This is a genomic window from Massilia putida (assembly GCF_001941825.1).
GTDB lineage: Bacteria > Pseudomonadota > Gammaproteobacteria > Burkholderiales > Burkholderiaceae_D > Telluria > Telluria putida.
In genome coordinates this window covers 6305486-6330865 of the sequence record NZ_CP019038.1, presented here as the reverse complement: position 1 = coordinate 6330865, position 25380 = coordinate 6305486, and the positions used below count along the sequence as shown (strand labels likewise).

Genomic DNA, 25380 nt, shown 5'->3' with positions numbered 1-25380 from the left:
AGTGAGGGCGACGCAATGCCGTTAGAGCCCGTTGATAATCTCGGCCAATGCGTTGTCGTAGCTGTCGCCCTTGCTGCCCACAGACGGCTCAATGCCGGCTTCTGCCAGACGCTCGCTGTGTCTTATCGATACGTATTGCGACCCCCTGTCGCTGTGATGGACCAAGGCGTTTCGTTCCGGCTGACGCGCATACAAGGCCTGTTCCAGGGCGTCGAGTACGAAGTCGGTCCGCATCGAGCTGCTGACGCGCCAGCCAACGATACGGCGGGCGAAGACGTCGATGACGAAGGCCACGTACACGAAGCCTGCCAGGTCGAAACGTACGTGAAATCGCTGACCCACAGTTGGTTCGGCCGCTGAGCTTTGAATTGACGGTTGACCCGGTCGAGCGGGCATGGGGCTGCCGTATCAGCGACGGTAGTGCGTACGACCTTGCCGCGCACCACGCCACGCAGGCCACCCTTGCGCATCAAGCGCTCCACCGTGCAGCGGGCCACATCGGTTCCCTCTCGTCGCAGCTGACGCCACACTTTGTCGGCGCCATAGACCTGCAGGTTCGCCTGCCAGACCCGCTCAATGTCGACGCTCAGCACGTCGTCGCGCTGGGCTCGTGCACAACGCAACGCCGGGTTACTCTGTTGCGCCGCGTAGCGCCATAGCCGGACGGCGCGACCCTGCATCACCCTGCAGATCGGCTCGACGCCGTAGGCTGGCGGTACTGGTCGATGAACGTCCTCACGGCTTGAAGCGGCGGTCGAGCTCCGCCTGGGCGAAAAACGCACTCGCCAGACGCAGGATCTCGTTTGCCTTTCGTAGCTCACGCACTCCCCGTTCCAGAGCCTTGATGCGCTCTTCCTCGGCAGTAGTCGGCCCTGGACGCTGGCCAGTATCACGCTCTTGCTGCCGTACCCGGCGACGAAGCGTTTCAGGTGTGCAGCCGATCTTGGATGCGATTGATTCGATCGCTGCCCACTGCGAGCTGTACTTGCTGGCAGCCTCGCTGACCATACGCACTGCGCGCGCTTGATGGCTTCAGGGGAATACTTGGGTTGCTTCTTCATAGCTCCATTTTCTCGAACAATGGAGCCTCTACAAAATCCGGGGCGGTTCAGACCTGTTCAGCTGAGGACACGTATGCTGGCGCAACGGCCTCCGCGCCGCGGTTGTCGCACAAAGGCAGCGACACCGTGAACGTGCTGCCTGCGTTAGCACCAGCGCTACACACAACGATTTCGCCACCATGCAAGCCGATGATGGTCTTGACGAGCGCAAGGCCGATGCCAAGGCCGCCCTGCGCCCGGTCGAGGCTTCGCGCGGCCTGCGTGAACAAATTAAACACGTGCGGCAGAAATTCCTTTTCGATGCCTATGCCATTATCCTTGACCTCGATCCAGGCCTGATGGCCGGCGGTACGTAGTGACAGGGTGATCTTGCCTGCCTCGGGCGTGTACTTTGCCGCGTTGTTCAAGAGATTCACGACGACCTGCACCAGGCGATTCTGATCGCCCAGTATCCACGCTTGCCCAACCTCGACCTGCAACGTGAATACGTGTTTTTTCGAATCAAGTAGTGGCCGGCATTGTTCGATCGCGTTTTCGACAATGCACTTCAGGTCGACCACCTCCTTGCTAAGTTTCACCAACCCTCTGGTGACGCGAGACACGTCCAGCAAATCACTCACGAGCGCATTCAGGTGCTTGACTTGTCGTGCAATCACGTCGCTGGCCCTCATGACCTTGGGATCGTCATGACCAATCATCCTCAGCATTTCGGCAGCGGTGGAGATCGGCGCCAGCGGGTTCCTCAGCTCATGGCTGAGCATGGCAAGGAACTCGTCCTTGTGGCGGTCGTTTTCCTGCAGGGTCCGATACAGCATGGAATTGTCGATAGCTACCCCGGCACGACGTCCGATCTCTTCGGCCAACTCAACGTCGGTCTCGTTGTACCTTCGACGGCTCTCTGCAAAAATGAATGTGAGGACACCGATAGTCCTGCCGCGTGCGACCAAGGGCACACCGATGTACGAACGCAGTTCGAGGTCGCGCAGAATCTGAAGGTAGGTCGGATCACCGATGGATTTTGCCAATGTTTCATCGGAAATTTCTGCCATCAAGACAGACTTGCCGCTGCGAATGACATGCCACGTGCCGCTGTCCGATGCAGGGTCCGGAGGATAGCGTTCATGCAGGTCGTAGGCGAGCCTGACCTTTGCCGGATCCGCATGGGCGACTGCAACCCGTATCAGTTTGTCGGTGTCGCCCAGCAGGTCGACCGCGCACCAGTCGGCAAAGTCGGGAACGGCCAGGTGCGCAACGCGTTTCAGTGTCTCTTCATGCTCGACTAGTTCGGCCAACTCGGCACTGACGCGGGCGACGAAGCGCAGTTTCTGTTCGGTCAGCATGCGTTGCGTGATATCGACGCAAATACCGGATCTGGACAGCCACTCGCCGTCGTCGCTGTGGACGTTTTGCCAGCGGGTCTCCAGCCAACGCACGCTCCCGTCGGGCCAGAGTATGCGGTATTCGAGTGCTTTTCCCGTGCTCAGAATGGCGTCGTCGCTCATCGAAACAGCGGTCGCAGTACGGTCGTCCGGATGCACCAGATCCAGGTAATCCTCGACACCTTGCAACTGTGTACCTGGTGACAGGCCATGAAGTTCGGCCATGCCTGGCCACCAATGCACTGTATTGCTCAAGACATCCCACTGCCAAGCGCCCATGCCTCCCATCCGTAAGGCAAGCTGAAAGCGCTGTTCGCTCGTGCGCAACGCGATTTCAGTGGCGCGCTGCTGCGCGATCATGCGTGCTTTGGCGACCACCGGTGCCGCCAGCGCGGAGATTTCAGTCGCGAAGTTCAAGTCGGCAGCGCCATGATTCCGACCTGAACCTGCCATGAACAGAGTCAAGGAGCCGATCAGGTCCTCGCCATGAACGACCGGGACCGATAGCATCGAGCGAAACTGCAGCGTTCGCGATATGCCTGGGAAGGCGTGGGCGAACCAGTCGTCATCGGTGTTCTCGTGGAGTACGGGCATGCCGCTGGACAAAGCACAGAGATTGATGTCCGAGCGCCCGTTGTGCTGCCAGCGCGATACCTTGAGCTGCTGCTCGAGTGCCGGATCCTGATGGGCGCGTGCCGTGCGACGCACCCCATTCTGCAGGGCCACATCGAAAAAACCGAAATCGCCCAGGGCTGGAAGGCAAGCCGCAATTGTGTTGTTCAGCGCCTCATCGAGGTCTTGTGATGAAGTAAGGATAAGCGCCGCCTGTCGGAAAACCTTCAACTGGTCGAAGGACAGGTTAATTTCAGAAGCCGGAGTTGATGACATTAGCGATCGGTCGGAAGAGGAGTCTCGGCAAGAATATGCATGCACAGCCTGCAAATCGTACCATGTGGCTCCTGAATTCTGGCTGCAACTGGGCTTTGTGCACTAATCAGCTGAGCACGTAATACTCCAAACCCCGGGCGGATTTACGGCATGGCGATAATTATGGGTGTGCCAACCGGGTGAAGCGGTTAAGGATGGCGGCGCGTACCTGCAACTCGGCGACTTGCCGGTCGAAGTCACGCGCCATGACGCGTTCACCGAGCAGCTTGAAGCAACGCTTCTTGGTCTCGACAACGCTGCGCCGATGATAGCCGGTCCACTTCTTCCAGATCTTCTGCCCAAGACGGCGCTTGGCGTCCAGGCCGGAGTCGCGGTCTCGGCCTGCCTGGAAAGACACTCAACAATCCACTTTTGTGCGTAAAAGCCAGTCCGATCGACCGCCGGCTGGGTCTCGCGCGTTGCTGCTTTCGGTCGGACTAGGGTCCTGGCATCTCAAATCAGCTGTGTTGGACGGCCCGTGCCCCCGATTTCCGACCGCAGTTGTTCGCCGTACTGTATCGACTGCTCGTGCGTGTCGAATGTCTCCCGAAAAACCTTGGGTAATAACTTGTTCTTGACCCGGAGCTGGACGTGCCGGAACGTGTTTTCTTAACGGAAGCCATGGGTATCTCCTTCAACCCCGAACTTTCACCAGATGCAAACGGCAACTTGGCCGTTTCAGTGGCAACACGACGCGGGGCACAAGACCGCGCGGTAGCGGCTGCCTCCCCGCGTCGTCCGGATCAGGTGGCCGTGACGGCCTCCGCCAGGACACCGACCGATGGGACGTCGATCGGCAAGATGGTCGGTAGGCTCGGGTCCTCGATGCAAGTGAACAGCTGTATTACGTCGAGTATTTGCACGATCAGCCCGCCCCCGTTGGCACGCACGACTTGCTTGACCAGCAGGCCGTCGGCACCACCGGCGACCGGGGACGGCATGATGTGCGACGGATGAAAACTGAGCATGCTGTCCAGGTCGTCCGCCAGGATCGCCATCACGGCGCTACCGTGGCGTAGCACGATGGCCTGGCTGGCCTGGCCGATCGTGGACGGCGTGCCGCGCATCAGGCAGCCAAGGTCGAATACCCAGACGAAGCGGTCCCCGTCGCCATCGGCACGGGCCGCGATCACGCCCATGCGCTCGCGCCGTCCTCCCATCGATACCGGCGAGATCTCCGAGGCGCTACGCGCCTCGAGTACGCTGGCGGCCGGCACGGCGAACAGCGTACCGTCGACGACGAAGGTAGCGAATTCGCCCGCCGTGTCGGGCGTGCCGCCATGGGCTTCGGTGCGCAGGAGTGCCGGGCCTGTCACTGTGCGCCTGGCGCCGCCCTGACGCGGACACACCGCACCGAACGTCAGGAACACAAGGGCGAGCACGTCGTCGCGGTAGCCGTCGCTGACCTTGAACTCGCGGTAACCGCTCGAGGCGCAGCAGGCCATCACCGCGTACTGGCCGTCGTGCTCGACGACGCGCGACGCGTGCCGGCCGTTGTCCAGTGCCAGCAACTGCGGATCGAGTTCGATTCGCGCTCCGACGGGGCGCGTGCGGTCGGTGCTGGCGATGACCCGGCCGCCGCGGTCGACGAACAGTGCGCTTGCGTTGTCCGTGTCGCCCAGGGCCCCCTTCAGCATCGCGCTGAATTCGGCCTCGGCGTCGAATACGATGCCGATACCGCCGACCACGCCGCCGGCGTCCATGCCCGGATCGCGGATCGCCGCGTGGTAGACGTAGGTCGGCCGTCCATCGTACAGTGGATCGGGACGGAACGGCGTCACGTGATACTGCTGCTCGCCGCGCAGCGCCAGGACCGCGGCAAGCGTGTCCTCGTCGATGCGCTCGCCGGCCATGCTGGCCGCGCCATCGCGGCTGCTCGAGACAAGGATGCGGCCCTGGCTGTCGTAGACGAACAGCCGGGTGTACACCGTGTACAAGCCATTGATGTAGTCGAGGATCTCGCCCAGGTGCTCGCGCGTCTCGAAGTCCTGCTCGGGCTCGGTCAGAGCGTGGCGCAGTTCGGGTGTCAGTGCCCACCACCGGCAATCGTCCGAGCGCTCATACAGGTTGCGGTCCAGCAGGTCGACCAGCAGGCGCGCTACGGATTCGGCGTCGCGCAAGTGCGAGGCGAGTGCCGTCTCGTATAGGTCGCCGATCGACTGGCCGAACAATTCGTTGCTGCGCGCACCTGTCTCGCCGACCTGGGCGAGCACCGTCTTGAGCTTGTGCACATCACCCACGCAGCCGGCCGTGGCGACTTGGCCGTTCCAGACCACGCGCCGCACCGTGTCGGCCGCGGTGATGATATCGAACAACGGCGGGCAGAACGAGCGCGCGTGAGTCAGCAAACCCTCGGCCACGGCCGCCGGTATGTGGTCGAGCACCGCGCGTGGCCGACGCCGGAACGCCACGTCGACCGGCGTCATCACCTGCCCGTGCCAGCCGGGCGGTCCCTTGTAGCCCTGGTATCCGGCGGCCGGCTGGGTGGACACCAAGTATTCACGGCCGCAGTGCAATAACAAGCGAGCCTCGCCGTCCAGGTTGAGCGGAACGCGACTGTCCTCGCGCACCCAGTCCGGATCGGCACTCGCGATCACACGCCCGTCGCCATCGAGCAGCAGTAGCAGCGTACGCCCGTCTTCGTCGGCCAGGGAGCGGAAGATGCCCGCCATCTCTTCCTCGAAGTTGAAGCACAAGCACAACACGCCGATCGGAACGCCGCTGTCGGGATGCAGCATCCGGCGCGAGTAGATCAGTGCCCGGGTCTTATCCGGCCGCAAGTCGCTGGCGCGGAAGGTCTCGACATAATGCGGGCTCGCCAGCGACTGCGCGACCAGGGCATCGCTGCTGATGGCGAGCGGATGAGTCTCGTCAATACGCGCCAGCATGCGCCCGTGCGTATCGAGGATCAGGATGTCGTCGTACACGGTGTACTTGCTGCGGTAGGCGCGCAGGCGGCGCCGCACGGCATGCACGTCATCCGCCTGCCCGGCCGCGAACGAGCAGAGTTCCCTGTCGGTGGCAAGAAAGCCGATATCGGCTGTCCGCTCGTATAGATTGCGCACGACAAGATCGATCGCGTATTGGGCTTGGGTCGCAATGCCAGCCAGCACGTTGCCGACCTTTTCCTGTACCAGGCTGCCGACCAGTTCCTGCTCCAGGCGCTGGAAACCGGCGCGCGTCGCGGCCATGGTCGGCAGCAGCGTGCGGGCTTCGTTGCGTATTCCGCCGAAACTGGACACCCGTTCCGCCGCAAACTGGACACGCATTCCAGCGCAAACTGGACACCTGTTCCAGGCCAAACTGGACACTCGGGGCGTGACGGCACGGGGTCGAGGTTCGGGTTTTACTCCTGATGAGCTGGTCTTGTCAAATTGGCCCGTTTTTTTCGCAGGGAATCTCCTTTCAAGTTGAGCTGGTGGGCGTTGTGGACGAGCCGGTCAAGGATGGCGTCGGCCAGGGTCGGGTCGCCGATGGCGGGATGCCAGTGCTCGATGGGCAGCTGGCTGGTCACGATGGTCGAGCGGGTTCCGTGGCGGTCGTCGAGCACTTCCAGCAGGTCGCGCCGGTGGGCATCGTCGAGCACAGCCAGGCCCCAGTCGTCGATCACGAGCGTGTCGATCCTGGCCAGTTGCTTGAGCAGCTTGCCATAGCGCCCGTCGGCACGGCCAATGCCCAGTTCGTCGAGCAGGCGCGGCAAGCGCACGTAGTACGCGCTGTAGCCCTGGCGGCAGGCCTAGTGTGCCAGCGCGCATGCGAGCCAGGTCTTGCCCACGCCGGTGGGGCCGGTCAGCAGCACGTTCTGCCTGTCAGTCAGCCATTGCCCGGCCAGCAAGCGCTGAAACAGCGCCTTGTCGAGGCCACGCGGGTGGCGGTAGTCGATGTCCTCGGCGGCTGTGTTGGGTTTGAGCCTGGCGCGCTGTAGGCGCAGGGCCAGTGCCTTCCCGTCGCGCTCGGTCACTTCATGGTCTACCAGCAGGCCGAGACGCTCTTCGAAAGTCAGATGGTCCAGGTCCAGTGCGCTCTGCTCGGCAAAGGCGCGCGCCATTCCAAACAGCTTCAGGCGCGTCAGTTTGTCGTGGGTGGGATGATGCAACATGGTACGTCCTTTCATGGTTGCAGAGCGCGCCCGGGGGGGGCGCAGCTTCCGCGTTCAATGCATAAATTGTTTATATCGTTTATTCGCGATGTCAGTGCAGCTGATGCGATTGGTAGTAGGCGGCGCCGCGCAGGTTCTCGTGCTCGGGCAAGTCGAGCGTGCGCTGCACGCCCTGCGGTTGCTGGTCGAGTCCGTTCTTGAGGATGGCCTGCACGCTCTTCCAGCTCACCGCACCGTGCTTGAGGGCGTGGGCGCAGGCCGCCTCCAGGCGTTCGACGCCATATCGCTGGCCCAACGACAGCACGCCGAGGCAGCTGCGGTAAGCCTGCTGGGGATGACGCCGCTGATGCAGCAGCCGCTCAACCAGCACCGCGCAACGCGGCCCGATCGCAGCGGCCCGCGTCGTCAGCGTGGTGGCGTTCCAGCCGGCGACTTCACGGTGCGCCGCGGGCATGTGCGCGTCGATCGTCGTATGGCGGCCCTTGACGGTGCAGTAGGCGTGGCTGGCGATGCGCTGGCCGCGCTGGAAGATTTCGACGGTCATCTTGGTGACGCGCACGTCCACCTGGGCGCGCGCGTGCTGGCATGGTACCGAGTAGTAGTGCCCGTCGATCTCGACGTGATAGTCGATGCCCACCCGGGCCACCTTCCATTCGGCGTACTCGTAGCGCCGTTGCGGCAGCGGACGCAGGGCCGGCTGGTCCATCTCCGCAAAGGCGCTGGCGCGGCAGCCCGGCAGCTTCTTGAAGGGCCGCTGGTTCACATCGGCCAGCAGGGTCCGCAGTGCGCGATTGAGCTCGTTGAGGCTGAAGAAGCGCTGGTGGCGCAGCCGCGCCAGCACCCAACGGGTGATCACCAGCACGCCGTTCTCGACCTTCGCTTTATCTTTCGGACGTCGGGCACGTGCCGGCAGCACGGCCACGCCGTAGTGCTCCGCCAGGTCGTGGTAGGTCGGGTTGAGGTCCGGCTCGTAGCGCGACGCCTTGGTCACGCCGCTGCGCAGGTTGTCCGGTACCCACAGCTCCGTGCAGCCGCCGAAGAACTCGAGCGCGCGCACGTGGCTGCCAATCCAGTCAGGCAGCTGCTGGCTCCAGGTGGCTTCGAGATAGGTGTAGTTCGACGCGCCCAGTACGGCGACAAAGATCTGCGCGTCGCGGATTTCGCCGGTGGCGCCGTCGGTGACGCCGACGGTCTGGCCGGCATAGTCGACGAACAGCCGTTCGCCCGGCGTGTGGGTCTGGCGCATCGACAGCGTCAGCTGCTGGCGCCAGCGGCGGTAGTGGTCGCAGAAGGCGCTGTACTGCAGGCCGTCGGCCTGCTCGACCTTGTACTCCTGCCACAGCAGCTCGAGCGTGACGCCCTTGCGGCGCAGCTCGTTGTGCACCGTCAGCCAGTTCGGCGCCGGACGCTTCACTGACGATGGCTCGCTCGGCGGAAACAGCCGCCACTCAAGCGCGGCGTCGTCAAGATCCGCCGGCATCGGATACGGCAAGCCTGCCACCTTGGCGCGGGCCAGGTAGTCCGACACGGTGGTCGGCGAGGCGTTGATGATGCGGGCGATCTCCCGCTTGGAGCGGCCGTGCTCGAAATGCAGCCGCAGGACTTCATGGATTTTGCGCATGGATAACCTTTTGTTGGTCAAGCAACCCTCCCGGAAAAATCCGCGAGAGTGCCACAGTTATCCCTTGCCGCCAGCCCCTTCGGCCCGCTTCAAACTGTCCAGTTTGGAGCGGAATCAGTGTCCAGTTTGCGCTGGAACGGGTGTCCAGTTTGCCGCGGAATCAGTGTCCAGTTTGCCGTGGAATGGGTGTCCAGTTTGGTCTGGAATACGCAAAGCACCCTTCAACTTCATGATCGACCAAGACGCGACGCTGCGCGCGACTGGCGAAAGCAAGGCCCAGGTTGGCTACAAACGTCACACGCTCGAAGTCGGCGAAATGCGTGACCACATCGCCCGCGGCAAACAGTGCGTGCGCCTTGCCATGACTTGGAACAGCCGAATCTCGTTCGTCCTGACGGACGGCCTGTCGATCAAGAGCGTCAAGCCGCTGGACGTCATCAAGGAAAACGACGGGCCCCCTTGCAGCGACGTCGAGCGCTTCGACAACGACTTCGCCCTGATGACGGGCGAGTACAACCGGATGCTGACGGACCTCGTCGAGGCGCTCGGCGGCGAGGCCAAGGCATGAGAAAGCGCCGTATCCGCCGCAACTTTGGTGAGAGCGCACAGGGACTCACCCCGGAAGACCGCAAGGCGATGCAAGCCTACCGAACGAATCGAGGATCGCGCCGCTACTACGAAGACCTAGATGCGATCAACAGCGGCGAAACCGTGAAACCCAAGACCAACGACGAACCGAAGTAAAACAAGGAGAAATCATGAACCACCAAAACGAAATTCCTGCCGCGCTGGGCGCTCCGCTCGAAGGAGGCTTCTACGCCGGTCGCATCATGATCGCTGGCGGGCCGTATGCGTTGATCGTCGCGCCGAAGGACGAAGGCGAGCGCAATGATGCCGCTTGGCTCGACTCCGAAGACCGCGCAGAAGGCGCCGACAGCTATTGCGATGGTATGCAGAACACGAAGGCGATGGCGGCGGCTGGCAGCGAACTGGCGGAATGGGCGCTGGGCCTGAATATCGGCGGCCACGCGGACTGGTACATCCCGAGCCAGGACGAGTTGGAGATCATTTATCGCAACCTGAAGCCAACCGCGCGCACGAACTCCCTGTACGGCCGGTCCGGCGTGAACGCATCGGCCGTGCCGCCAACCCACGCCTACACCGCGGGCCTGCCGGCGCAGACCGCGGCGCCGGATTTCGTCGAAGGCGGCGCACAGGCGTTCGTCAACGAATGGTACTGGTCGAGCACGCAGCACGCTTCCGACGATGCTTATGCCTGGTACCAGTACTTCAACTACGGCAACCAGAGCTACAACTACAAGTCGGCCGAGTTGCGCGCCCGCGCCGTCCGCAGATTCGCAATTTAATCATTCATCCATTTTTCGGAGTCACTGATGAGCAGCATTACCCTCGAAGAAATCGAAGCCGCACACCAGAACGTCAGCAACATGATCGCCGCATTCAAGGCTCAGGCGCCGCGAATCGTCGCCGTCACGGGCATCCAGATCGAACTGCAGCCGGGCGAACACTACGCGGGAATCATTCTCGGCGACGATGGAGCGCCTTCGCACCATCTGATCCTGCTGCCCGGCGACGTCGACGATGTGACGTGGGATCAAGCAAAGGAATTCGCGGCCAAAGCAGGTGGCGAGCTACCGACGCGGCGCGAGCAGGCGCTCTTGTTCGCCAACCTGAAAAGCCAGTTCGAAGAGCGCTACTACTGGTCCGGGGAGCAGCACGCTTCCTGCGATGCTTTTGCCTGGACCCAGTACTTCTACTACGGCTACCAGAACTACTACTACAAGTCGGCCGAGTTGCGCGCCCGCGCCGTCCGCAGATTAACGATTCAATAATTTAATCATTTTTTTCAGCATGGCACTCCACACCCAGCTGCCGATCTACAAGGTCGCATATGACCTTCTCGACGTCGTTACGGACCTCGCCAAGAACATGCCTCGGGATTTCAAGGCATCGATCGGAGGGAAGGTCCGGGACGAAGTTGTCGAGATCGTGACCTTGATCTACCGGGCCAATGTGGCCCGGGACAAAGCGGCGCACCTGCAGGATCTCGTCGAGCGCCTGCAGGTGGCAGAACTGCTGATTCGTCTCTCGCGCGATAAGCGCCTGATCTCGACGAAGCAGTACGCCGCCGCGGTCGAACTTACGACCAGCATCGGCAAGCAGGCAAGTGGTTGGCGCCGTTCCGCATCGCCCGCTTCACGGTAGTCAAGGCTCCCATGACTGAGCGATTTTTTAATCTGGTCGTGCCGCTGGCTCAAAAGGCCACCGCCATGCGCATCACAGAAACAGCCCGACATAGTTCGGGCCCGTCTGGCGCAGTTTCCCCACTGATCGGTCAATGCGACCTTCGGCGGGGCGACGTAGATAGCACGAATAAACGCAGCACGCTTCCAACGATGAATATGCCTGGAACCAGAACTTCAACAACGGCAACCAGAACAACAACAACAAGTCGGCCGAGTTGCGCGCCCGCGCCGTCCGCAGATTATCCCGGTCGCCACCATGCTGACTTTTCTTTAGCCGAACTTGTACAAGCCTACCTGGACTGCCGCCATACCAAGCGTAATTCCGCCAGCGCTGCGGCATTCGAGCAGAGCCAGGAGAGCAATCTCGCGCTCCTGCGAGATGAACTGATCGAGGGCAGTTATCGCCCGGGGCGGTCGATCTGCTTCGTGATCACGCGACCCAAGCCGCGCGAAGTGTGGGCGGCTGACTTTCGCGATCGCATCGTGCATCACCTGCTGTATAACCGCATCGCGCCGCGCTTCTACGCTTCGTTCATCAGCGATACCTGTGCGTGCATTCCTGGGCGTGGAACGCTATGCGCCGCGCGTCGCCTCGAGGCAAAGGTTCGCAGCGCATCCGAGAACTGGAGTCGGCCGGTCTGGTACTTGAAGTGCGACTTGGCGAACTTCTTCGTCTCGATCGACAAGAACGTGCTGTGGGAGCAGATCGCCGCGCGCGTCACCGAGCCGTGGTGGCTGTGGTTGGCCGGCGTGATCCTGTTCCATGATCCACGCGAAGATTTCGAACTGCGCGGCGATCCGCGTCTGCTTGATCTGGTGCCGCCGCACAAGCAGTTGGCATCGCAGGCCGCCCACCTGGGCCTTCCCATCGGGAACCTGTCGTCGCAGTTTTTCGCCAACATCTATCTCGACGCGTTGGACCAGCATGTAAAGCACCAGGTCCGCGCGCGGCACTACGTGCGCTACGTCGACGACTTTGTGCTGCTGCACGAGTCGCCGCAGTGGCTGAACGCGGCGTTGACGAGCATCGACGCATTCCTGCCGGCGCGGCTCGGCGCGCGCTTGAATCCGACGAAGACAATTCTGCAGCCCGTAGCGCGCGGCGTTGATTTTGTCGGCCATGTGATCAAGCCTTGGCACACAAGGACCCGGCGCCGTACGGTCGGCCAGGCAGTTGCACGGCTGAGCACGATGGATGCAGGCAACCTATTCGCCGCAGCGAACAGTTATTTCGGACTGCTGCGTCAGGCAAATAGCAGCCATGCCGATCGAGCGCGGGCGGCGCTGACCATCCTGCGCCGTGGGCATGCCGTCAACAAAACATTCACCAAAGCGTATCGGAAAGCGAAATGAACAACCAACCTCGACGGGATACTGACATGAATGATAGCAAGCCGGCGCGCCGCGTCGATGACAAGCACCCGGGTAGGGCCGTTGACTGGAGCGACGCGCCTAGATTCAACGCCCTGGGCATTGCCGAGACGTGGTCGGTGACGGTCGAAGCTGAAGGCCGTCGCGTTCTGTGCATCAGCCACGAACATTACGCAGGCGTGTCGGAGGCGCAGCTCGATCAATTCCAAGAGACGATCCGCTCGTGTGCCATGCACCTTCTCGGCTTCATGGGCGCAAATCCAGTCATTGAGTCTGCGGCGCCGACAGTATCGCCCGCTCCCGCAGCGGCAGGGATAGAAGGACTGACGCGGTACGAGCCTGTCAGCCAGTACGAAATGGGCGAAGACATTCAAGGCGACTACGTCAAATTCGCCGAAGTCGAGCGCCTTCTCGGCACACATGCTGGCGTAGTAGCGACACAGGCCGCAGTAAGCGAACAGACTGCGGCAGAGATTCGTCGCACTGCGCTGGAAGAGGCGGCGAAGCTGATCGAAACGAAGGTGGATGCCTATGTCAATGAGCATGGTAGCTACGACCACACCACCGGAGCTACGGAATATCCGGGCGACGGCGGGGAATGGGTCTGCGAAATGGAGGAACTTGCAGAAGAAATCCGAAATCTCGCCACCAAGGAAGCAGCAGGCGCAGAGGCGCCGCACCAGTGGATCAGCGTCGACGAACGCCTGCCTGCAAAAGAGTGCTTGGCTGTCTATATGACGCCGCGTGGCAAGCAACGAATGATCCGAGCCAAGTATGCGCACAAGTTCCAGATAGAGGCGACCGACGACGACTGCGAGACCGATTATAACGAAGACGACGACACGTTCTACATCAAGGCTGGATGGCTGGAATGCATCGACAACTGGGGCGAATATTCGAGCTGCTATGTCACCGAGGGCATCGTGACGCACTGGATGCCGCTTCCAGCAGTCCCGGCAAGCGCACAGGGCGAGAAGGGAGGCGACTGATGGCCTACATCGCAATAATCCAACGGGGTGACGTGCTCATCCCTATCCTCAAGGGCGGCGACGGTTCGGACGCTGAATGTTTGGCGCAGTGGGACGAGCATGACGAAGCATACGGCGCGGCTGTCCGCGTGCCTATCTCAAACTATGGCGAGATCATGATTTTCGATACGGAGAACTTTTCGTGACAAATTCCACCACCGCAGCACAGCCGCTTGACCTGGACAAGCTGGAAGCACTGGCACTGGCGTACACGTACGAGAACGGCGATCTGGTTCCTTGGGTGCCACTGGACGACGACGGCGATGCGCTGCGGCTGGCGGTAAAGCTAAGTATCACACTGCAAAATTACGGTTGTGGATGCATAGCTGTCAGCATCGATGGTGATGTGCGCTGCGATGAAATGAATGCCGATGACCCATACGCGGCCACCCGCCGCGCCATCGTCCTCGCTGCGGCAAGCATTGGGGAGGCTCAATGCCGTATGTGAAAGGAGTTCGAGGAGCTGTTGCTGAGGACCTGACTGGCAAAGTCTTTCACCGTCTCTCTGTTGTGAGACGAGACATCTCGAGAGTGAGGCGAGTGTACTGGATTTGTCGTTGCGAATGCGGAGCAGAAAAGACTGTGGCCGCTTGCGAGCTGAAAAGCGGGAAGACGAAAAGTTGCGGCTGTCTCGACGCGCAGCGCAAGGTGAAAGATACGGTGTCACATGGTCTTTCTGGTTCGTCCACTTATGTTTGCTGGTCGAATATGCTCGCGCGTTGCGGGAATAAACATCGCCCAGACTTCAAGAATTATGGTGGCCGGGGTATTTCTGTCTGCGAACGATGGGACGACTTTTCGAACTTCGTTACAGATATGGGGTTAAGGCCTCGCGGATTGACGCTCGACCGCATCGACAACAATGGAAATTATGAGCCTGGGAATTGCCGCTGGGCGACGCCGTCCCAGCAACGGCGAAACCAGCGCCCGCGCGCTGCCGCTGAAATCGGAGCCAAACGTTTCGGCGTCCAGGTGGCAGAGCCCGCTCATAACGAGATAGGAGGTGGGGAATGACTGAACTTTACTGCGTCGCGTGCGAAGGTAAGCCGGCCGGCACGAACAATCCTTGCGCTGTCTGCGGCCGCGCCACTCCTCCATCGCCCAGCACCGCCCCGACAGTCAAGGTGGACGAGCGCGAGGCAAGGGGAAGTATCGGTGACTATGCGCAGTTCCATACCCTTCTTGATGCCACGTTTGAGGCGTGCAAGGTGTTAGACACGGCGTGTGGAGGAGATGCTTTCCTGGCTGCTGACAAGTTGACTGAGGCCCAAAACAGGCTCGTTGAATACATCGACACATGGGCTGGTCGTGCTGCTCTTTCTTCTCGCCCTGCTGGAGAGATGGAGTTGCCGCCGCTGCCGCTCGGGATCGGCTCGGGCGAATACATTCATCGCGACGATGTTCGCGCCTACGGCCGGGAATGCGCCCGTGCTGCTCTCGCACCCAAGCCAGTAGCCCATGCTGCGAATGAGAAAGGACCGACCAATGGCTGAGAACATCGATACCGAGCGCGCTGCGTTTGAGGCGTGGGCAAGCTTGCAGAATTGGATCGTCGACCGCAACAGCTTCGGCGAGTACCGGCATGGAACGGCACGGGATGGATGGGACGCTTGGCAAGCCGCCCGCCGCACTCCGTCCGCATCCATAGGTGAGGACGGACTGCCGGAGTTGAGCGAAAGCCGAGTCATCGCGCTTTGGAACAGCACCGAAAGCGGCGGCATGGTTGGTCGTTATGTGCGGTTTGCCCGCGCCGTCGCCCGCGACGCAGTAGCGGCTGATCGCCGGGCGCGCGCAAAATCGACAAAAACGGACGTCGAAACCGCCGAAACCCGCATGGATACTGCATTTGGACCGCGCGCGCATATCTCGCCACAAGCTTCGCAGGGCGTGAAGACGTGGCAGGAACGCGATCCAACGTTGGACAAAACAATGATTCCTGGCGCCGTACTGGATGAGCTAGATGACCTGCGCGCCCAGCTCGCACGCCAGAGCCAGCCGGTAGCGTGGCTTGAGGCTGAGCCGAGCGCCCGAGGCCGGCCAGTGCACGAGGTGGTCTTGGGAATGGTCTACAGCTCGCGCATCCACACGAGGTGCGCGCCGATGACGTCTAATCCAGTATGGCCGCTCTACGCCGCACCGCCGCTGTCCAGCGAACAGCAGCCCAAGAAAGGAGATACCAATGTCGGATGAACTGAAACCGCGGGAGAGCATCGGAGATGATCCAGAGTTCATCTGCTTGCTCAAAAAGTTAGCCCCAGAATGCGAGCAGCTCGGGATGCCGAAGACCCGCGCCCTCATCGCCCACATCGACGCATGGCGAGTGCCGCCCGGGATGAAGCTTGTGCCGATCGAGCCGACCCTGGACATGGTCACGCAAGGCTTCGAATCGTGGCCAGATCCGTTCTTCAGCAAACCCGAGGAATGGGACGCGTACAAGGAAATGACGGGCTGCGAGAAAGCGGCGCACCGGGCAAAGCTGTGCTGGTCCGCCATGATCGCTGCGGCGCCAGCGGCAGATACGAATCAAACGGAGGAAAAATGAAACTCGTCAAGCAAGAACAAAGTACACCCGATGACACCGACACGCCGGACCGCGTCGTGTGGCGTCGAGAGCTCCAGGCGGCGGCAGCCGTTTCGAGCGAGACGGTGCGCCGCTGGATGAGGGACGGGAAGCTGCCTGAGCCCGATGTCGCGCTATCCCACCGCACGAAGGGTTGGCGCGTGTCCACCTTGCGCGCGGCCGGCATCAACCTGCTCACATGAGTCGAGAAAATCGGCCCAATCCTGCAGCATCTTCGTGCGCTCCGGCAGGTACTCCGCGCGGTTATACGCCGCGCGGATCTTGTCGTCGGGCGCGTGAGCAAGCTGTCGCTCGATGGCGTCGCGGTTGTAGCCGTTCTCATTCGCCCAGGTGCTGGCGATTGTGCGCCAGCCGTGCCCTGTCATCCGACCGCGATAGCCGATCCGCGCAAGCAGCGCGAGAATCGCATTCTCGGACATGGGCCGGTCGTCGCGGTGCTCTGCCGGGAATACGAACTCCCCTCCCCTTGACCGCGCCTTCAGTTCCTTGAGCAAGTCCACCGCCTGACGCGACAACGGCACCAGATGGTCGCGGTTCTTCTTCATGCGATCCTTCGGGATGCGCCACGTCGAACCATCGATTTCGCTGAACCGCATCGCCCTGAGCTCACCAGTCCTCACCCACGTCAGCGCGAGCAGGCGGAAGGCCAGCACGCTTTGCACGGAGTCCTCCAGTGCGATCCGCTGCATCATCTCCGGAACCTCGGTCAGGTCCACCGAGGCGAAGTGCTCGACCTTGGCCCGTGCGAACGCGTTGCGAGGATTGATCAGCGCTGCTGGGTTGATCTTGGCGTGACCGTTCTCGACTGCCCATTCGAACACTTGCCCGATCCACATGCGCACCTTGCGCACGTAGACAGCGAGGCCCGCAGCGTTCATGACCTGCAGTGCATCCATCAGGTCTTGCCGCTCAATGCTCCCGATGTTCCGGTTGCCGAGGATGGGAACGAGGTGCATGTCGATCGCGCGCTTGGCGTTCGTCCGGTAGCTTTCCGAGATGTCGCGCCGCCCTGCCCAGAATTCCGCCGACGCCTGCTCGAGCGTCAGGCCCGCGCGCTGAACACGCCGCGGCGCCATCGGATCGCCGCCTTCGGCCAGGATCGCCTTGACCTCATCACGCCGCGCCCGAGCAGCCGCCAGAGTTACCGCCGGATAGGCGCCGAAGCTCATCGTTTGCGGCCGGCCGTCGATGCGATACGCGAGCCGCCAGGTCTTCGAGCCGGTCGTCGACACGTAGAGATGCAGGCCGCCGCCGTCAAACAGCTTCTTTGGCTTGTCTCCCGCCACTTCATTCTTGCACTGACGGTCCGTCAGGGTATTTGTAGGCATCGTCCCTCCACAACCGGTTTCGTACCTACACCACTGCCTACACAAGCTCTGTGTGACACGGTGTTGTACTGTTGGGTTTGAGGGCTTCGGAAAACAAAAAACCCTCGTAGAACGTTGATTCTACAAGGGTTTCGTGTGGTTACGTTCGTTGCTGTGTAAACATTTTCGGTATTCCTGGCGGAGGCGGTGGGATTCGAACCCACGATACAGGTTTAAGCCCGTATGCTTCCTTAGCAGGGAAGTGCCTTCGGCCACTCGGCCACGCCTCCAGTCAGCTTCAACGTTTATGCGTCAGCGCTGAGTGCACGCATATTAATAGCCGCACCTCGTTTGGTCAAGGAAGCACGGCCAAATTTTTGAAAAAAGTTAAGCTTGCTCGAGGTTAAACGCCTTGTGCAGCGCGCGCACGGCCAGCTCCATGTATTTCTCGTCGATCAGGACGGAAATCTTGATCTCGGACGTCGAGATCATCATGATGTTGATGCCCTCTTCCGACAGCGTGCGGAACATCTGCGAGGCCACGCCCACGTGGCTGCGCATGCCCACGCCCACGGCCGACACCTTCGAGACCTTGGCGTCGCCCAGGATCCGCGCAGCGCCGATCTCGGCCTTCACGCCTTCCAGAACGCCCATGGCGCGCTGGTAATCGTTGCGCGACACGGTGAACGTGAAGTCGGTCTTACCGTCGACCGACTGGTTCTGTATGATCATGTCGACCTCGATATTGGCCTCCGAGATCGGCCCGAGGATGTGGAAGGCGACGCCCGGCTTGTCGGGCACGCCCAGAACGGTGATTTTGGCTTCATCGCGGTGGAAGGCGATGCCCGAGATGACGGCTTGTTCCATGTTGCTTTCTTCCTCAAACGAAATCAGGGTACCCGAGTTGGCTTCTTCTTCGAGCGGCATCAGGGGGTCGGTCAGCGACGACAGTACGCGCGTCGGCACGCGGTAGTTGCCGGCAAATTCCACGGAGCGGGTCTGCAGGACTTTCGAGCCCAGCGACGCCAGTTCCAGCATTTCCTCGAACGTGATCTTGGAGAGGCGGCGCGCTTCGCTCACGACGCGCGGGTCGGTCGTGTAGACGCCGTCGACGTCCGTGTAGATCAGGCATTCGTCGGCCTTCAGCGCGGCGGCGATCGCGACGGCGGAGGTGTCCGAACCGCCACGGCCCAGCGTGGAGATATTGCCTTCCTCATCCACGCCCTGGAAACCGGTGATGATGACGATCTTGCCGGCGTCCAGATCGGCGCGCACGCGGCTGTCGTCGATCGACTGGATGCGGGCCTTCGTGAAGGCCGAGTCGGTCTTGATGCCCACCTGCCAGCCCGTGTACGAGACGGCATCCTTGCCGCGCGCCAGCAGCGCCATGGCCAGCAGGCCGACGGACACCTGTTCGCCGGTCGATGCAATCATGTCCAGTTCGCGCGGGTCCGGCTGCGACATAATCTCTTTCGCCAGGCCGATCAGACGGTTGGTTTCACCGGACATTGCCGAGGGGACGACAACGACTCTATGACCGGCGTCGTGCCATTTGGCGACGCGTGCCGCGACGTTTTTAATGCGTTCCGTCGAACCCATCGACGTACCGCCGTATTTGTGGACTATTAAGGCCATGACTGAGGGGATTTCCGCTTGTAAAAAATCAAATGAGCCTTTTACTCTACATGCTGCGGCGCGGAATCACAAGCCGTCAGGGGGCGAAATCTATACCAAATAGGAATATGGTAATGCGGAAAGAGCATTAGCCTGGGATGGCTGGCGTGGCGCTTTCCCAACGCAGTGCGATCCGGCCCGGCCCGTCCGTCACGTGTCGGCAATCCATGCCGAGCCCGGCAGCGAACAGCAGGTCGAAGCCGGCGTTCACGATGGGCAGGCGGCCCCGCTCCCAGGCCGGGATGCCGCTGGCCTGGTAATGCATCTTGAGGGGGCGCGACGGGCGGTTGTGCGCCAGCCGGAGCCGTTCGCCGCCCTTGCGGAAATCGATCTCGAGACCTTGCCCCCGCAGCCAGGCCGCGTCGAAGCCGTGTTCGGCCGGATCGAAATGCAGCACGCCGCCATAGTCCGGGAAGGCGATCGATGTCTCGCCGTTCCAGTGGAACGCATGGGCGTGCTTGTCGATGATGCCGGCGTCCTCCGGGTCGCGCATGCCGGGGAGGTCCGGCCGGCGCGGCACGAGAAACAAATGGTCGCGGTGCCGGCGCACGTCCACGTCGGGGTGTTCGACGAGCACCTGCGCATCGTCGCGCGCGGACAGGATCTGCGCGACCATCTGCGCCAGCCACGCCGTCGACGGCATCGCCAGGCGGCGGACGGCAAACCAGTGGCGCAGCATGTTGTCGATGCGGTCGCGGCTCAAGACCCGGACGCGGACAAGGTCGAGCCCGTCGCCGGCCAGGCAGGCGTGCAGGTCCTGCTCGCCCAGCTCGTCCAGCAGGCGCTGGGCCGAGCGCGTGTGGGCGCTGCTCCGCGCGATGCGCTGCTGATAGCCGGGAAACGCGGCGGCCAGCGCCGGCATCACCTGATGGCGCAGTGCATTGCGGGCATAGCGCGGGTCGGCGTTGGACTCGTCCTCGACCCAGGCGATGCCCTGTTCGCGCGCAAAATGTTCGAGGTCGGCGCGCGCCACACTCAGCAGCGGGCGCGCCACCGCCAGGCGCTCGTCGCCCAGCAGACCGGGGGCGCGGTTGGCGGAGTCCATGCCGGACAGGCCGGCCGGACCGGATCCGCGCAGCAATTGCAGCAGCACCGTCTCGACCTGGTCGTCGAGGTGATGGGCCGTCAGCAGCACGCCGGCGCCGCGGGCCCGGCACATCTCGCCCAGCGCCGCGTAGCGCTGCTTGCGCGCGGCGGCCTCGATGCCGCTCTTCCCTTTCGCGACGACGACGGCGCGCCAGTCGAACGGGATGCCGAGCTCAGCCGCGACGGCCGCGCAATGGTCGCGCCACGCGTCGGCGTTCGGACTCAGGCCATGGTGGACGTGCAAGGCGCACACCTCCAGTCCGTGCGCATGCGCGAGGCGCAGCAGCACCATCGAATCGAGGCCGCCGCTGAGGGCGACCGCGACGGGAGGCATGGCTTCGGGAAGGAAATCTGCGCGCAGGGCCGCGATGAACTGCGCGAATTGGGCGGCAATCGCGGCCGCGACGTCCGGCCCCTGGGTACGACGGCTCACTCTTCGCGCGGCGTCGTTTCCTTGAACTTGCCGTAGGCCATCAGTTTGGCGTGACGCGCGTCGAGCAGGTCCTTCGTCTTCATGCCCTGGAACTGGCGCAGCGTGTCGGCCAGCGCGCGCTTCAGCATCTGGGCCATCTGCGCCGGATCGCGGTGGGCGCCGCCCAGCGGTTCGTTGACGATCTTGTCGATCAGGCCGATCGCCTTCAGGCGGTGCGCCGTCAGGCCGAGGGCGTCGGCCGCTTCCGCCGCGCGCTCCGACGTCTTCCACAGGATCGACGCGCAGCCTTCCGGCGAGATCACGGAATACGTCGCGTACTGCAGCATCAGCACGGCGTCGCCGACGGCGATCGCGAGTGCGCCGCCCGAGCCGCCTTCACCGATGATCGTGGCGATCAGCGGCACTTTCAACTCGGCCATCACGTACAGGTTGTGACCGATGGCTTCCGACTGGCCGCGCTCTTCCGCGTCGATGCCGGGGAATGCGCCGGGCGTATCGACGAAGGTGAAGATGGGCAGATTGAACTTCTCGGCCAGCTTCATCAGACGCATGGCCTTGCGATAGCCTTCCGGCTTCGGCATGCCGAAGTTGCGCATGGCGCGCTCCTTCGTGTCGCGGCCTTTCTGGTGGCCGATCACCATGCACGACTGGCCGTTGAAACGGGCTAGACCGCCGATGATCGACTGGTCGTCGGCGAAGGTACGGTCGCCGTGCAGTTCATGGAAATCGGTGAAGATCGCATTCACATAGTCCATCGTGTAGGGACGCTGCGGATGACGGGCGATCTGGGAAACCTGCCAAGGGGTCAGCTTGGCATAGATGTCTTTCGTCAGTTGCTGGCTCTTCTTGGCCAAGCGATCGATTTCTTCCGAGATGTCGACGGCGGAATCATCCTGCACGAAGCGCAGCTCTTCGATCTTGGAATCGAGCTCGGCAATCGGTTGCTCGAAACTGAGGAAAGTTGTTTTACTCATTGTACCTCCGGGTGTGTTCGTGGCCGCGGAAGATCATCCGCGCGGCGGCAAGGGCGTTATTCTATACCGGAACCGGGTCCAGGCTGCGCCATAAATACCATGTGGCAACTGTTCGCCAGGGTTCCCAGTTGGCCGCCACCTCGCGCGCATCGCTGCGCGAGACTGGCTCACCGGAAAAATAATTCTGGCTAATGCCTTGGATCAGGCCGGGATCGTCCAGGGGCAGGACGTTCGGTCTGAGCAGATTAAATATCAAAAACATCTCGGCTGTCCAGCGCGTGATACCGCGGATGCGGACGAGTTCCGCGATCACGGCCTCGTCATCCATCTGCGACCACTGGTCCGCATGGACGCGCTTCGCCTTGAAGTGATCGGCGAGGTCGAGTATGTATTCCGTCTTGCGCTTCGACAGGCCGCAACCGGCCAGCTCTTCGGCTCCGGCCTTGATGACCTGGGACGGCGTCATCTTCGGGCACAGCGTGCGCAGCTTCGTCCAGGCGACCTCGGCGGCCTTGACCGTCACTTGCTGGCCGACGATGGAACGGGCCAGTGTCGTGAACGGATCGGGGTGACCGCGCAGATGCATGTCGCCGAATTGCGGGATCAACTTGTTCATGATGCGATCCCGACGCATGAGCTCGGCCTTCGCCTCCGCCCAATAGGGTGGGACGGAAGGCTGCACGTCCGGCGGCGCCGGAACGGCTTCCGTGAGGTCCTTGGAAAGTGCCATGCTCGTGATCGGTCCGGGCGCGCTGGCGTCAGGCGCGACGCCAGTTGGTGCTGCCGTCCGGCTTGTCTTCGAGCACGACCCCGGCCGCAGTCAGCTCGGCGCGGATCGCGTCGGCCTCGGCGAAGTTGCGCGCCTTCTTGGCGGCGGCGCGGCGTGCGATGGCATCGACGATCGCCGCTTCGTCCAGGCCGCCCACGCGCGGGCTGCCGGCTTGCAGGAAGGCTTGCGGGCTGCGCTCGAGCAGGCCCAGCACGGCGGCCAGCGCTTTCAGCTGGCGGGCCACCGCCACCGACTTGCTGCGGTTGACTTCCGACGCCAGGTCGAACAGTTCGGCCACCGCCAACGGCGTGTTGAAATCGTCGTCCATCGCGTCGCGGAAGCGCTGCGCGTGCGCTTCAATCCAGTCGACGCTGACCGGCTCGCTGCCGAGATCCACTTCCGACAGCGCCGTGTACAGGCGCGTCAATGCACCTTTCGCATCGTCGATGTGGGCGTCCGAATAATTCAGCGGGCTGCGGTAGTGGGCGCGCAGGATGAAGAAGCGGATGACTTCGGGATCGTATTGTTTCAGGACGTCGCGGATCGTGAAGAAATTGCCCAGCGACTTGGACATCTTCTCGTTATCGACGCGCACGAAGCCGTTATGGATCCAGTAATTCGCCATCGGCGGACCGAACGCCCCTTCCGACTGGGCGATCTCGTTCTCGTGGTGCGGGAATTGCAGGTCGGCGCCGCCGCCATGGATGTCGAAGTGTTCGCCCAGCATGGCGCACGACATGGCCGAGCATTCGATGTGCCAGCCCGGACGTCCCTTACCCCATTTCGAATCCCATTTGGCTTCGTCGGGCTCGGATTCCTTGGCGGCCTTCCACAGCACGAAGTCGAGGGGATCGCGCTTGCCCGTGTTCACGTCGACGCGCTCGCCGGCGCGCAGGTCGTCAAGCGACTTGCCGGACAGCTTGCCGTAGCCCGGGAAATTACGCACGGCATAGTTCACGTCGCCGTCTTCGCCCTGGTAGGCAAGTTCCTTGGCTTCCAGCTTGTCGATGATGGACAGCATGTGCGGCACGTATTCGGTCGCGCGCGGCGCGAAATCCGGCGGGAGGATGCCCAGCGCGGACGTGTCTTCGTCCATCGCCCTGATGAAACGCGTCGTGAGCGCCGTCATGGTTTCATTGTTCTCGACGGCGCGCTTGATGATCTTGTCGTCGATGTCCGTGATGTTACGGACGTATTTGACCTCGTAGCCCGACGCCTTGAGCCAGCGGTAGATGACGTCGAACGCCATCATCATCCGGGCGTGACCGACGTGGCAGTAATCGTAAACCGTCATCCCGCACACATACATATTGACCTTGCCGGGTTCTAGGGGGACGAAGACCTGCTTGTCACGCGCGAGCGTGTTGTAAATCTTGAGTTGGCTCATCGGATGTTTGCTTGAGAGTTGGAGCATGACGCTCGAAACGCAGCCTTGCGGCGATGCCGGACCTGGCGGGCGCGTCGGGAGTGTCAGGACAGCGATTCGAGAAAACTTGTTCTTTTTGATAGAATCGGCAGTCCGTCGCAAAGTATAGCATTGATAAAATCCCGACTGGCCCCATATGCCATAGGTTTATTTTTCTGCAAAACCCTTGACAGCACTTTGCTCTATATCCACCGAGAGGAAGCTACGATGCACGTCCTGAAATCGCCCGGCGCCCCGCTGGTCACCCGCCTTGCCGCCCGTTTTGCCGCCGGCCTGGCCGCACTGACCCTGTCCACAGCGGCGCTCGCCGCCGACCCGCAAGTCTCGCTGAAAACGTCGATGGGCGAGATCGTGCTGGAGCTGAACCAGGAAAAAGCGCCCATCACCGTGGACAATTTTCTGAAATATGTGAAGTCCGGATTCTACAAGGGCACGATCTTCCACCGCGTGATCGACGGCTTCATGATCCAGGGCGGCGGCATGGACGCCCAGTTCCATGGCCGCAAGACGAACAAACCGATCAAAAACGAGTCGAACAATGGCCTGTCGAACGAAAAGTATTCCGTCGCCATGGCGCGCGAATCGAATCCCGACTCGGCCACTTCGCAATTCTTCATCAACGTGGTCGACAATCCGGGGCTCGACTATCCGAACATGCAGGGCTCGGGCTACACCGTGTTCGGCAAGGTCGTGAAGGGCCAGGACGTCGTCGACAAGATCAAGAGCGTCGTCGTCGACGACATCCACGGCCTCGAGAACGTGCCCGTCACGCCCGTCACGATCCAGTCCGCGCCCCTCCTCAAGGGCGATAAGCTAGTAAAATAACGAACTCGCAACTCCAACCACACAGGATAAAAACATGACCACCGTACTCATGACCACCAACAAGGGCAACATCAAGGTCGAGCTGGACGCCGACAAGGCACCGAAGACCGTTGCCAACTTTCTGGACTACGTGAACAAGGGTCACTTCACCAACACTATCTTCCACCGCGTGATCAAGGACTTCATGATCCAGGGCGGCGGTTTCGAGCCGGGCATGAAGCAAAAGCCGACCGAGCAGACCGTCGAGAACGAAGCGAAGAACGGTCTCAAGAACGACAAGTACACGATCGCGATGGCCCGCACGATGGCCCCGCACTCGGCATCGGCGCAGTTCTTCATCAACACCAAGAACAATGACTTCCTGAACTACCCGGGCCAGGACGGCTGGGGTTACGCCGTGTTCGGCAAGGTCGTCGAGGGCCAGGACATCGTCGACCAGATCAACAACGTCAAGACCAGCCGTGCCGGCATGCACTCGGACGTCCCGAGCGAAGACGTCATCATCGAAAAAGTCGAAGTCCTGCAATAATTTATAACGGCAGGCATGACGCG

The 25380-nt window shown here is 61.9% G+C and carries 24 protein-coding genes, 1 tRNA gene, 4 pseudogenes and 1 other annotated feature; of the genes and pseudogenes, 14 read left to right on the top strand and 15 right to left on the bottom strand.

Translation table 11 applies throughout. The features are described from left to right. Positions 1-21: 21 nt before the first annotated feature. The 8 genes and pseudogenes from BVG12_RS36030 to istA form a co-directional block, all read right to left on the bottom strand. The gene (locus BVG12_RS36030; protein ID WP_502519691.1) at positions 22-294 is read right to left on the bottom strand and encodes a DDE-type integrase/transposase/recombinase; all 273 of its coding nucleotides are present in this window, start codon (positions 292-294) and stop codon (positions 22-24) included. Positions 295-491: 197 nt separating this feature from the next. After that, positions 492-680: pseudogene (locus BVG12_RS36025) on the bottom strand (hypothetical protein); the annotation flags it as partial. Continuing rightward, positions 665-781: a sequence feature (AL1L pseudoknot), on the bottom strand. (Overlaps the previous pseudogene by 16 nt.) Further along, positions 742-1061, bottom strand: a pseudogene (locus BVG12_RS36020) (transposase); the annotation flags it as partial. It overlaps the preceding feature by 40 nt. Before the next feature lie 47 nt (positions 1062-1108). Next, a complete protein-coding gene (locus BVG12_RS30465) occupies positions 1109-3328 on the bottom strand; it encodes a GAF domain-containing sensor histidine kinase (RefSeq protein WP_075795673.1) in 2220 nt (739 codons plus the stop codon). A 160-nt stretch (positions 3329-3488) separates the two neighbouring features. Next, positions 3489-3683: pseudogene (locus tag BVG12_RS30460) on the bottom strand (IS5/IS1182 family transposase); the annotation flags it as partial. A gap of 427 nt (positions 3684-4110) precedes the next feature. After that, a complete protein-coding gene (locus tag BVG12_RS30455) occupies positions 4111-6636 on the bottom strand; it encodes a chemotaxis protein CheW (RefSeq protein WP_075795672.1) in 2526 nt (841 codons plus the stop codon). Positions 6637-6713: 77 nt separating this feature from the next. Further along, positions 6714-7466: pseudogene (istB, locus tag BVG12_RS30450) on the bottom strand (IS21-like element helper ATPase IstB). A gap of 91 nt (positions 7467-7557) precedes the next feature. Further along, a complete protein-coding gene (gene istA / locus BVG12_RS30445) occupies positions 7558-9087 on the bottom strand; it encodes an IS21 family transposase (protein ID WP_075791334.1) in 1530 nt (509 codons plus the stop codon). Between istA and rdgC the strand changes: the two genes are divergently transcribed. The 12 genes from rdgC (at position 9014) to BVG12_RS30395 (ending at position 16295) form a co-directional block, all read left to right on the top strand. Then, positions 9014-9655 (top strand): recombination-associated protein RdgC, encoded by a 642-nt coding sequence (gene rdgC / locus BVG12_RS35915; RefSeq protein ID WP_083685529.1) that lies wholly within the window; start codon positions 9014-9016, stop codon positions 9653-9655. The two genes, istA and rdgC, sit on opposite strands and share 74 nt — an antisense overlap. Next, on the top strand, positions 9652-9831 hold the full coding sequence (locus tag BVG12_RS34355) for a hypothetical protein (RefSeq protein WP_156895776.1): 180 nt from the start codon (positions 9652-9654) through the stop codon (positions 9829-9831). The genes rdgC and BVG12_RS34355 overlap by 4 nt, the downstream gene beginning before the upstream one ends. Positions 9832-9845: 14 nt before the next feature. Further along, on the top strand, positions 9846-10454 hold the full coding sequence (locus BVG12_RS30435) for an Lcl C-terminal domain-containing protein (RefSeq protein ID WP_075795670.1): 609 nt from the start codon (positions 9846-9848) through the stop codon (positions 10452-10454). Positions 10455-10481: 27 nt separating this feature from the next. Then, on the top strand, positions 10482-10940 hold the full coding sequence (locus tag BVG12_RS30430) for a hypothetical protein (RefSeq protein WP_075795669.1): 459 nt from the start codon (positions 10482-10484) through the stop codon (positions 10938-10940). A 19-nt stretch (positions 10941-10959) separates the two neighbouring features. After that, positions 10960-11313 carry a four helix bundle protein gene (locus BVG12_RS30425; protein WP_075795668.1) on the top strand — a complete coding sequence of 118 codons (354 nt, stop codon included), beginning with the start codon at positions 10960-10962 and terminating at the stop codon, positions 11311-11313. Between the two features lie 11 nt (positions 11314-11324). Then, a complete protein-coding gene (locus BVG12_RS30420; protein WP_083685864.1) occupies positions 11325-12707 on the top strand; it encodes an RNA-directed DNA polymerase in 1383 nt (460 codons plus the stop codon). Beyond that, positions 12704-13714, top strand: a complete 1011-nt coding sequence (locus BVG12_RS30415) for a DUF551 domain-containing protein (protein ID WP_083685527.1) — start codon at positions 12704-12706, stop codon at positions 13712-13714. Before BVG12_RS30420 ends, BVG12_RS30415 begins: the two co-directional genes overlap by 4 nt. After that, the gene (locus BVG12_RS30410; protein WP_075795665.1) at positions 13714-13899 is read left to right on the top strand and encodes a hypothetical protein; all 186 of its coding nucleotides are present in this window, start codon (positions 13714-13716) and stop codon (positions 13897-13899) included. Before BVG12_RS30415 ends, BVG12_RS30410 begins: the two co-directional genes overlap by 1 nt. Further along, positions 13896-14201: a hypothetical protein gene (locus BVG12_RS30405; protein WP_075795664.1), complete on the top strand. Its 306-nt coding sequence runs from the start codon at positions 13896-13898 to the stop codon at positions 14199-14201. The genes BVG12_RS30410 and BVG12_RS30405 overlap by 4 nt, the downstream gene beginning before the upstream one ends. A gap of 562 nt (positions 14202-14763) precedes the next feature. Next, positions 14764-15246 (top strand): hypothetical protein, encoded by a 483-nt coding sequence (locus BVG12_RS34350; protein WP_156895775.1) that lies wholly within the window; start codon positions 14764-14766, stop codon positions 15244-15246. Beyond that, positions 15239-15943, top strand: coding sequence for a phiTE_015 family protein (locus BVG12_RS30400; protein ID WP_075795663.1), 705 nt, complete (start codon positions 15239-15241; stop codon positions 15941-15943). Before BVG12_RS34350 ends, BVG12_RS30400 begins: the two co-directional genes overlap by 8 nt. Further along, positions 15933-16295: a hypothetical protein gene (locus tag BVG12_RS30395; RefSeq protein WP_075795662.1), complete on the top strand. Its 363-nt coding sequence runs from the start codon at positions 15933-15935 to the stop codon at positions 16293-16295. Before BVG12_RS30400 ends, BVG12_RS30395 begins: the two co-directional genes overlap by 11 nt. Positions 16296-16447: 152 nt before the next feature. Here the strand turns inward: BVG12_RS30395 and BVG12_RS30390 are convergent, their stop codons facing one another. The 7 genes from BVG12_RS30390 to cysS all read right to left on the bottom strand — a co-directional run bounded on the left by BVG12_RS30390 (position 16448) and on the right by cysS (position 23964). Further along, entirely contained in the window at positions 16448-17662 is a 1215-nt protein-coding gene (locus BVG12_RS30390; RefSeq protein WP_075795661.1) for a tyrosine-type recombinase/integrase, read from the bottom strand. Positions 17663-17837: 175 nt separating this feature from the next. Next, positions 17838-17931, bottom strand: a tRNA-Ser gene (locus BVG12_RS30385). Between the two features lie 97 nt (positions 17932-18028). Then, entirely contained in the window at positions 18029-19276 is a 1248-nt protein-coding gene (locus BVG12_RS30380) for an aspartate kinase (RefSeq protein WP_075795660.1), read from the bottom strand. A 127-nt stretch (positions 19277-19403) separates the two neighbouring features. Continuing rightward, a complete protein-coding gene (tilS, locus tag BVG12_RS30375; protein WP_075795659.1) occupies positions 19404-20834 on the bottom strand; it encodes a tRNA lysidine(34) synthetase TilS in 1431 nt (476 codons plus the stop codon). Next, on the bottom strand, positions 20831-21808 hold the full coding sequence (locus tag BVG12_RS30370) for an acetyl-CoA carboxylase carboxyltransferase subunit alpha (protein WP_075795658.1): 978 nt from the start codon (positions 21806-21808) through the stop codon (positions 20831-20833). The genes tilS and BVG12_RS30370 overlap by 4 nt, the downstream gene beginning before the upstream one ends. A gap of 61 nt (positions 21809-21869) precedes the next feature. Continuing rightward, positions 21870-22538: a DNA-3-methyladenine glycosylase family protein gene (locus tag BVG12_RS30365; protein WP_075795657.1), complete on the bottom strand. Its 669-nt coding sequence runs from the start codon at positions 22536-22538 to the stop codon at positions 21870-21872. A 28-nt stretch (positions 22539-22566) separates the two neighbouring features. Continuing rightward, on the bottom strand, positions 22567-23964 hold the full coding sequence (gene cysS, locus BVG12_RS30360; protein WP_075795656.1) for a cysteine--tRNA ligase: 1398 nt from the start codon (positions 23962-23964) through the stop codon (positions 22567-22569). Positions 23965-24210: 246 nt separating this feature from the next. Here cysS and BVG12_RS30355 point away from each other — a divergent pair, with 246 nt between their 5' ends. Then, positions 24211-24828 (top strand): peptidylprolyl isomerase, encoded by a 618-nt coding sequence (locus tag BVG12_RS30355; RefSeq protein WP_075795655.1) that lies wholly within the window; start codon positions 24211-24213, stop codon positions 24826-24828. A 34-nt stretch (positions 24829-24862) separates the two neighbouring features. Continuing rightward, positions 24863-25357, top strand: coding sequence for a peptidylprolyl isomerase (locus tag BVG12_RS30350; protein ID WP_075795654.1), 495 nt, complete (start codon positions 24863-24865; stop codon positions 25355-25357). The last annotated feature ends 23 nt before the right edge of the window (positions 25358-25380 follow it).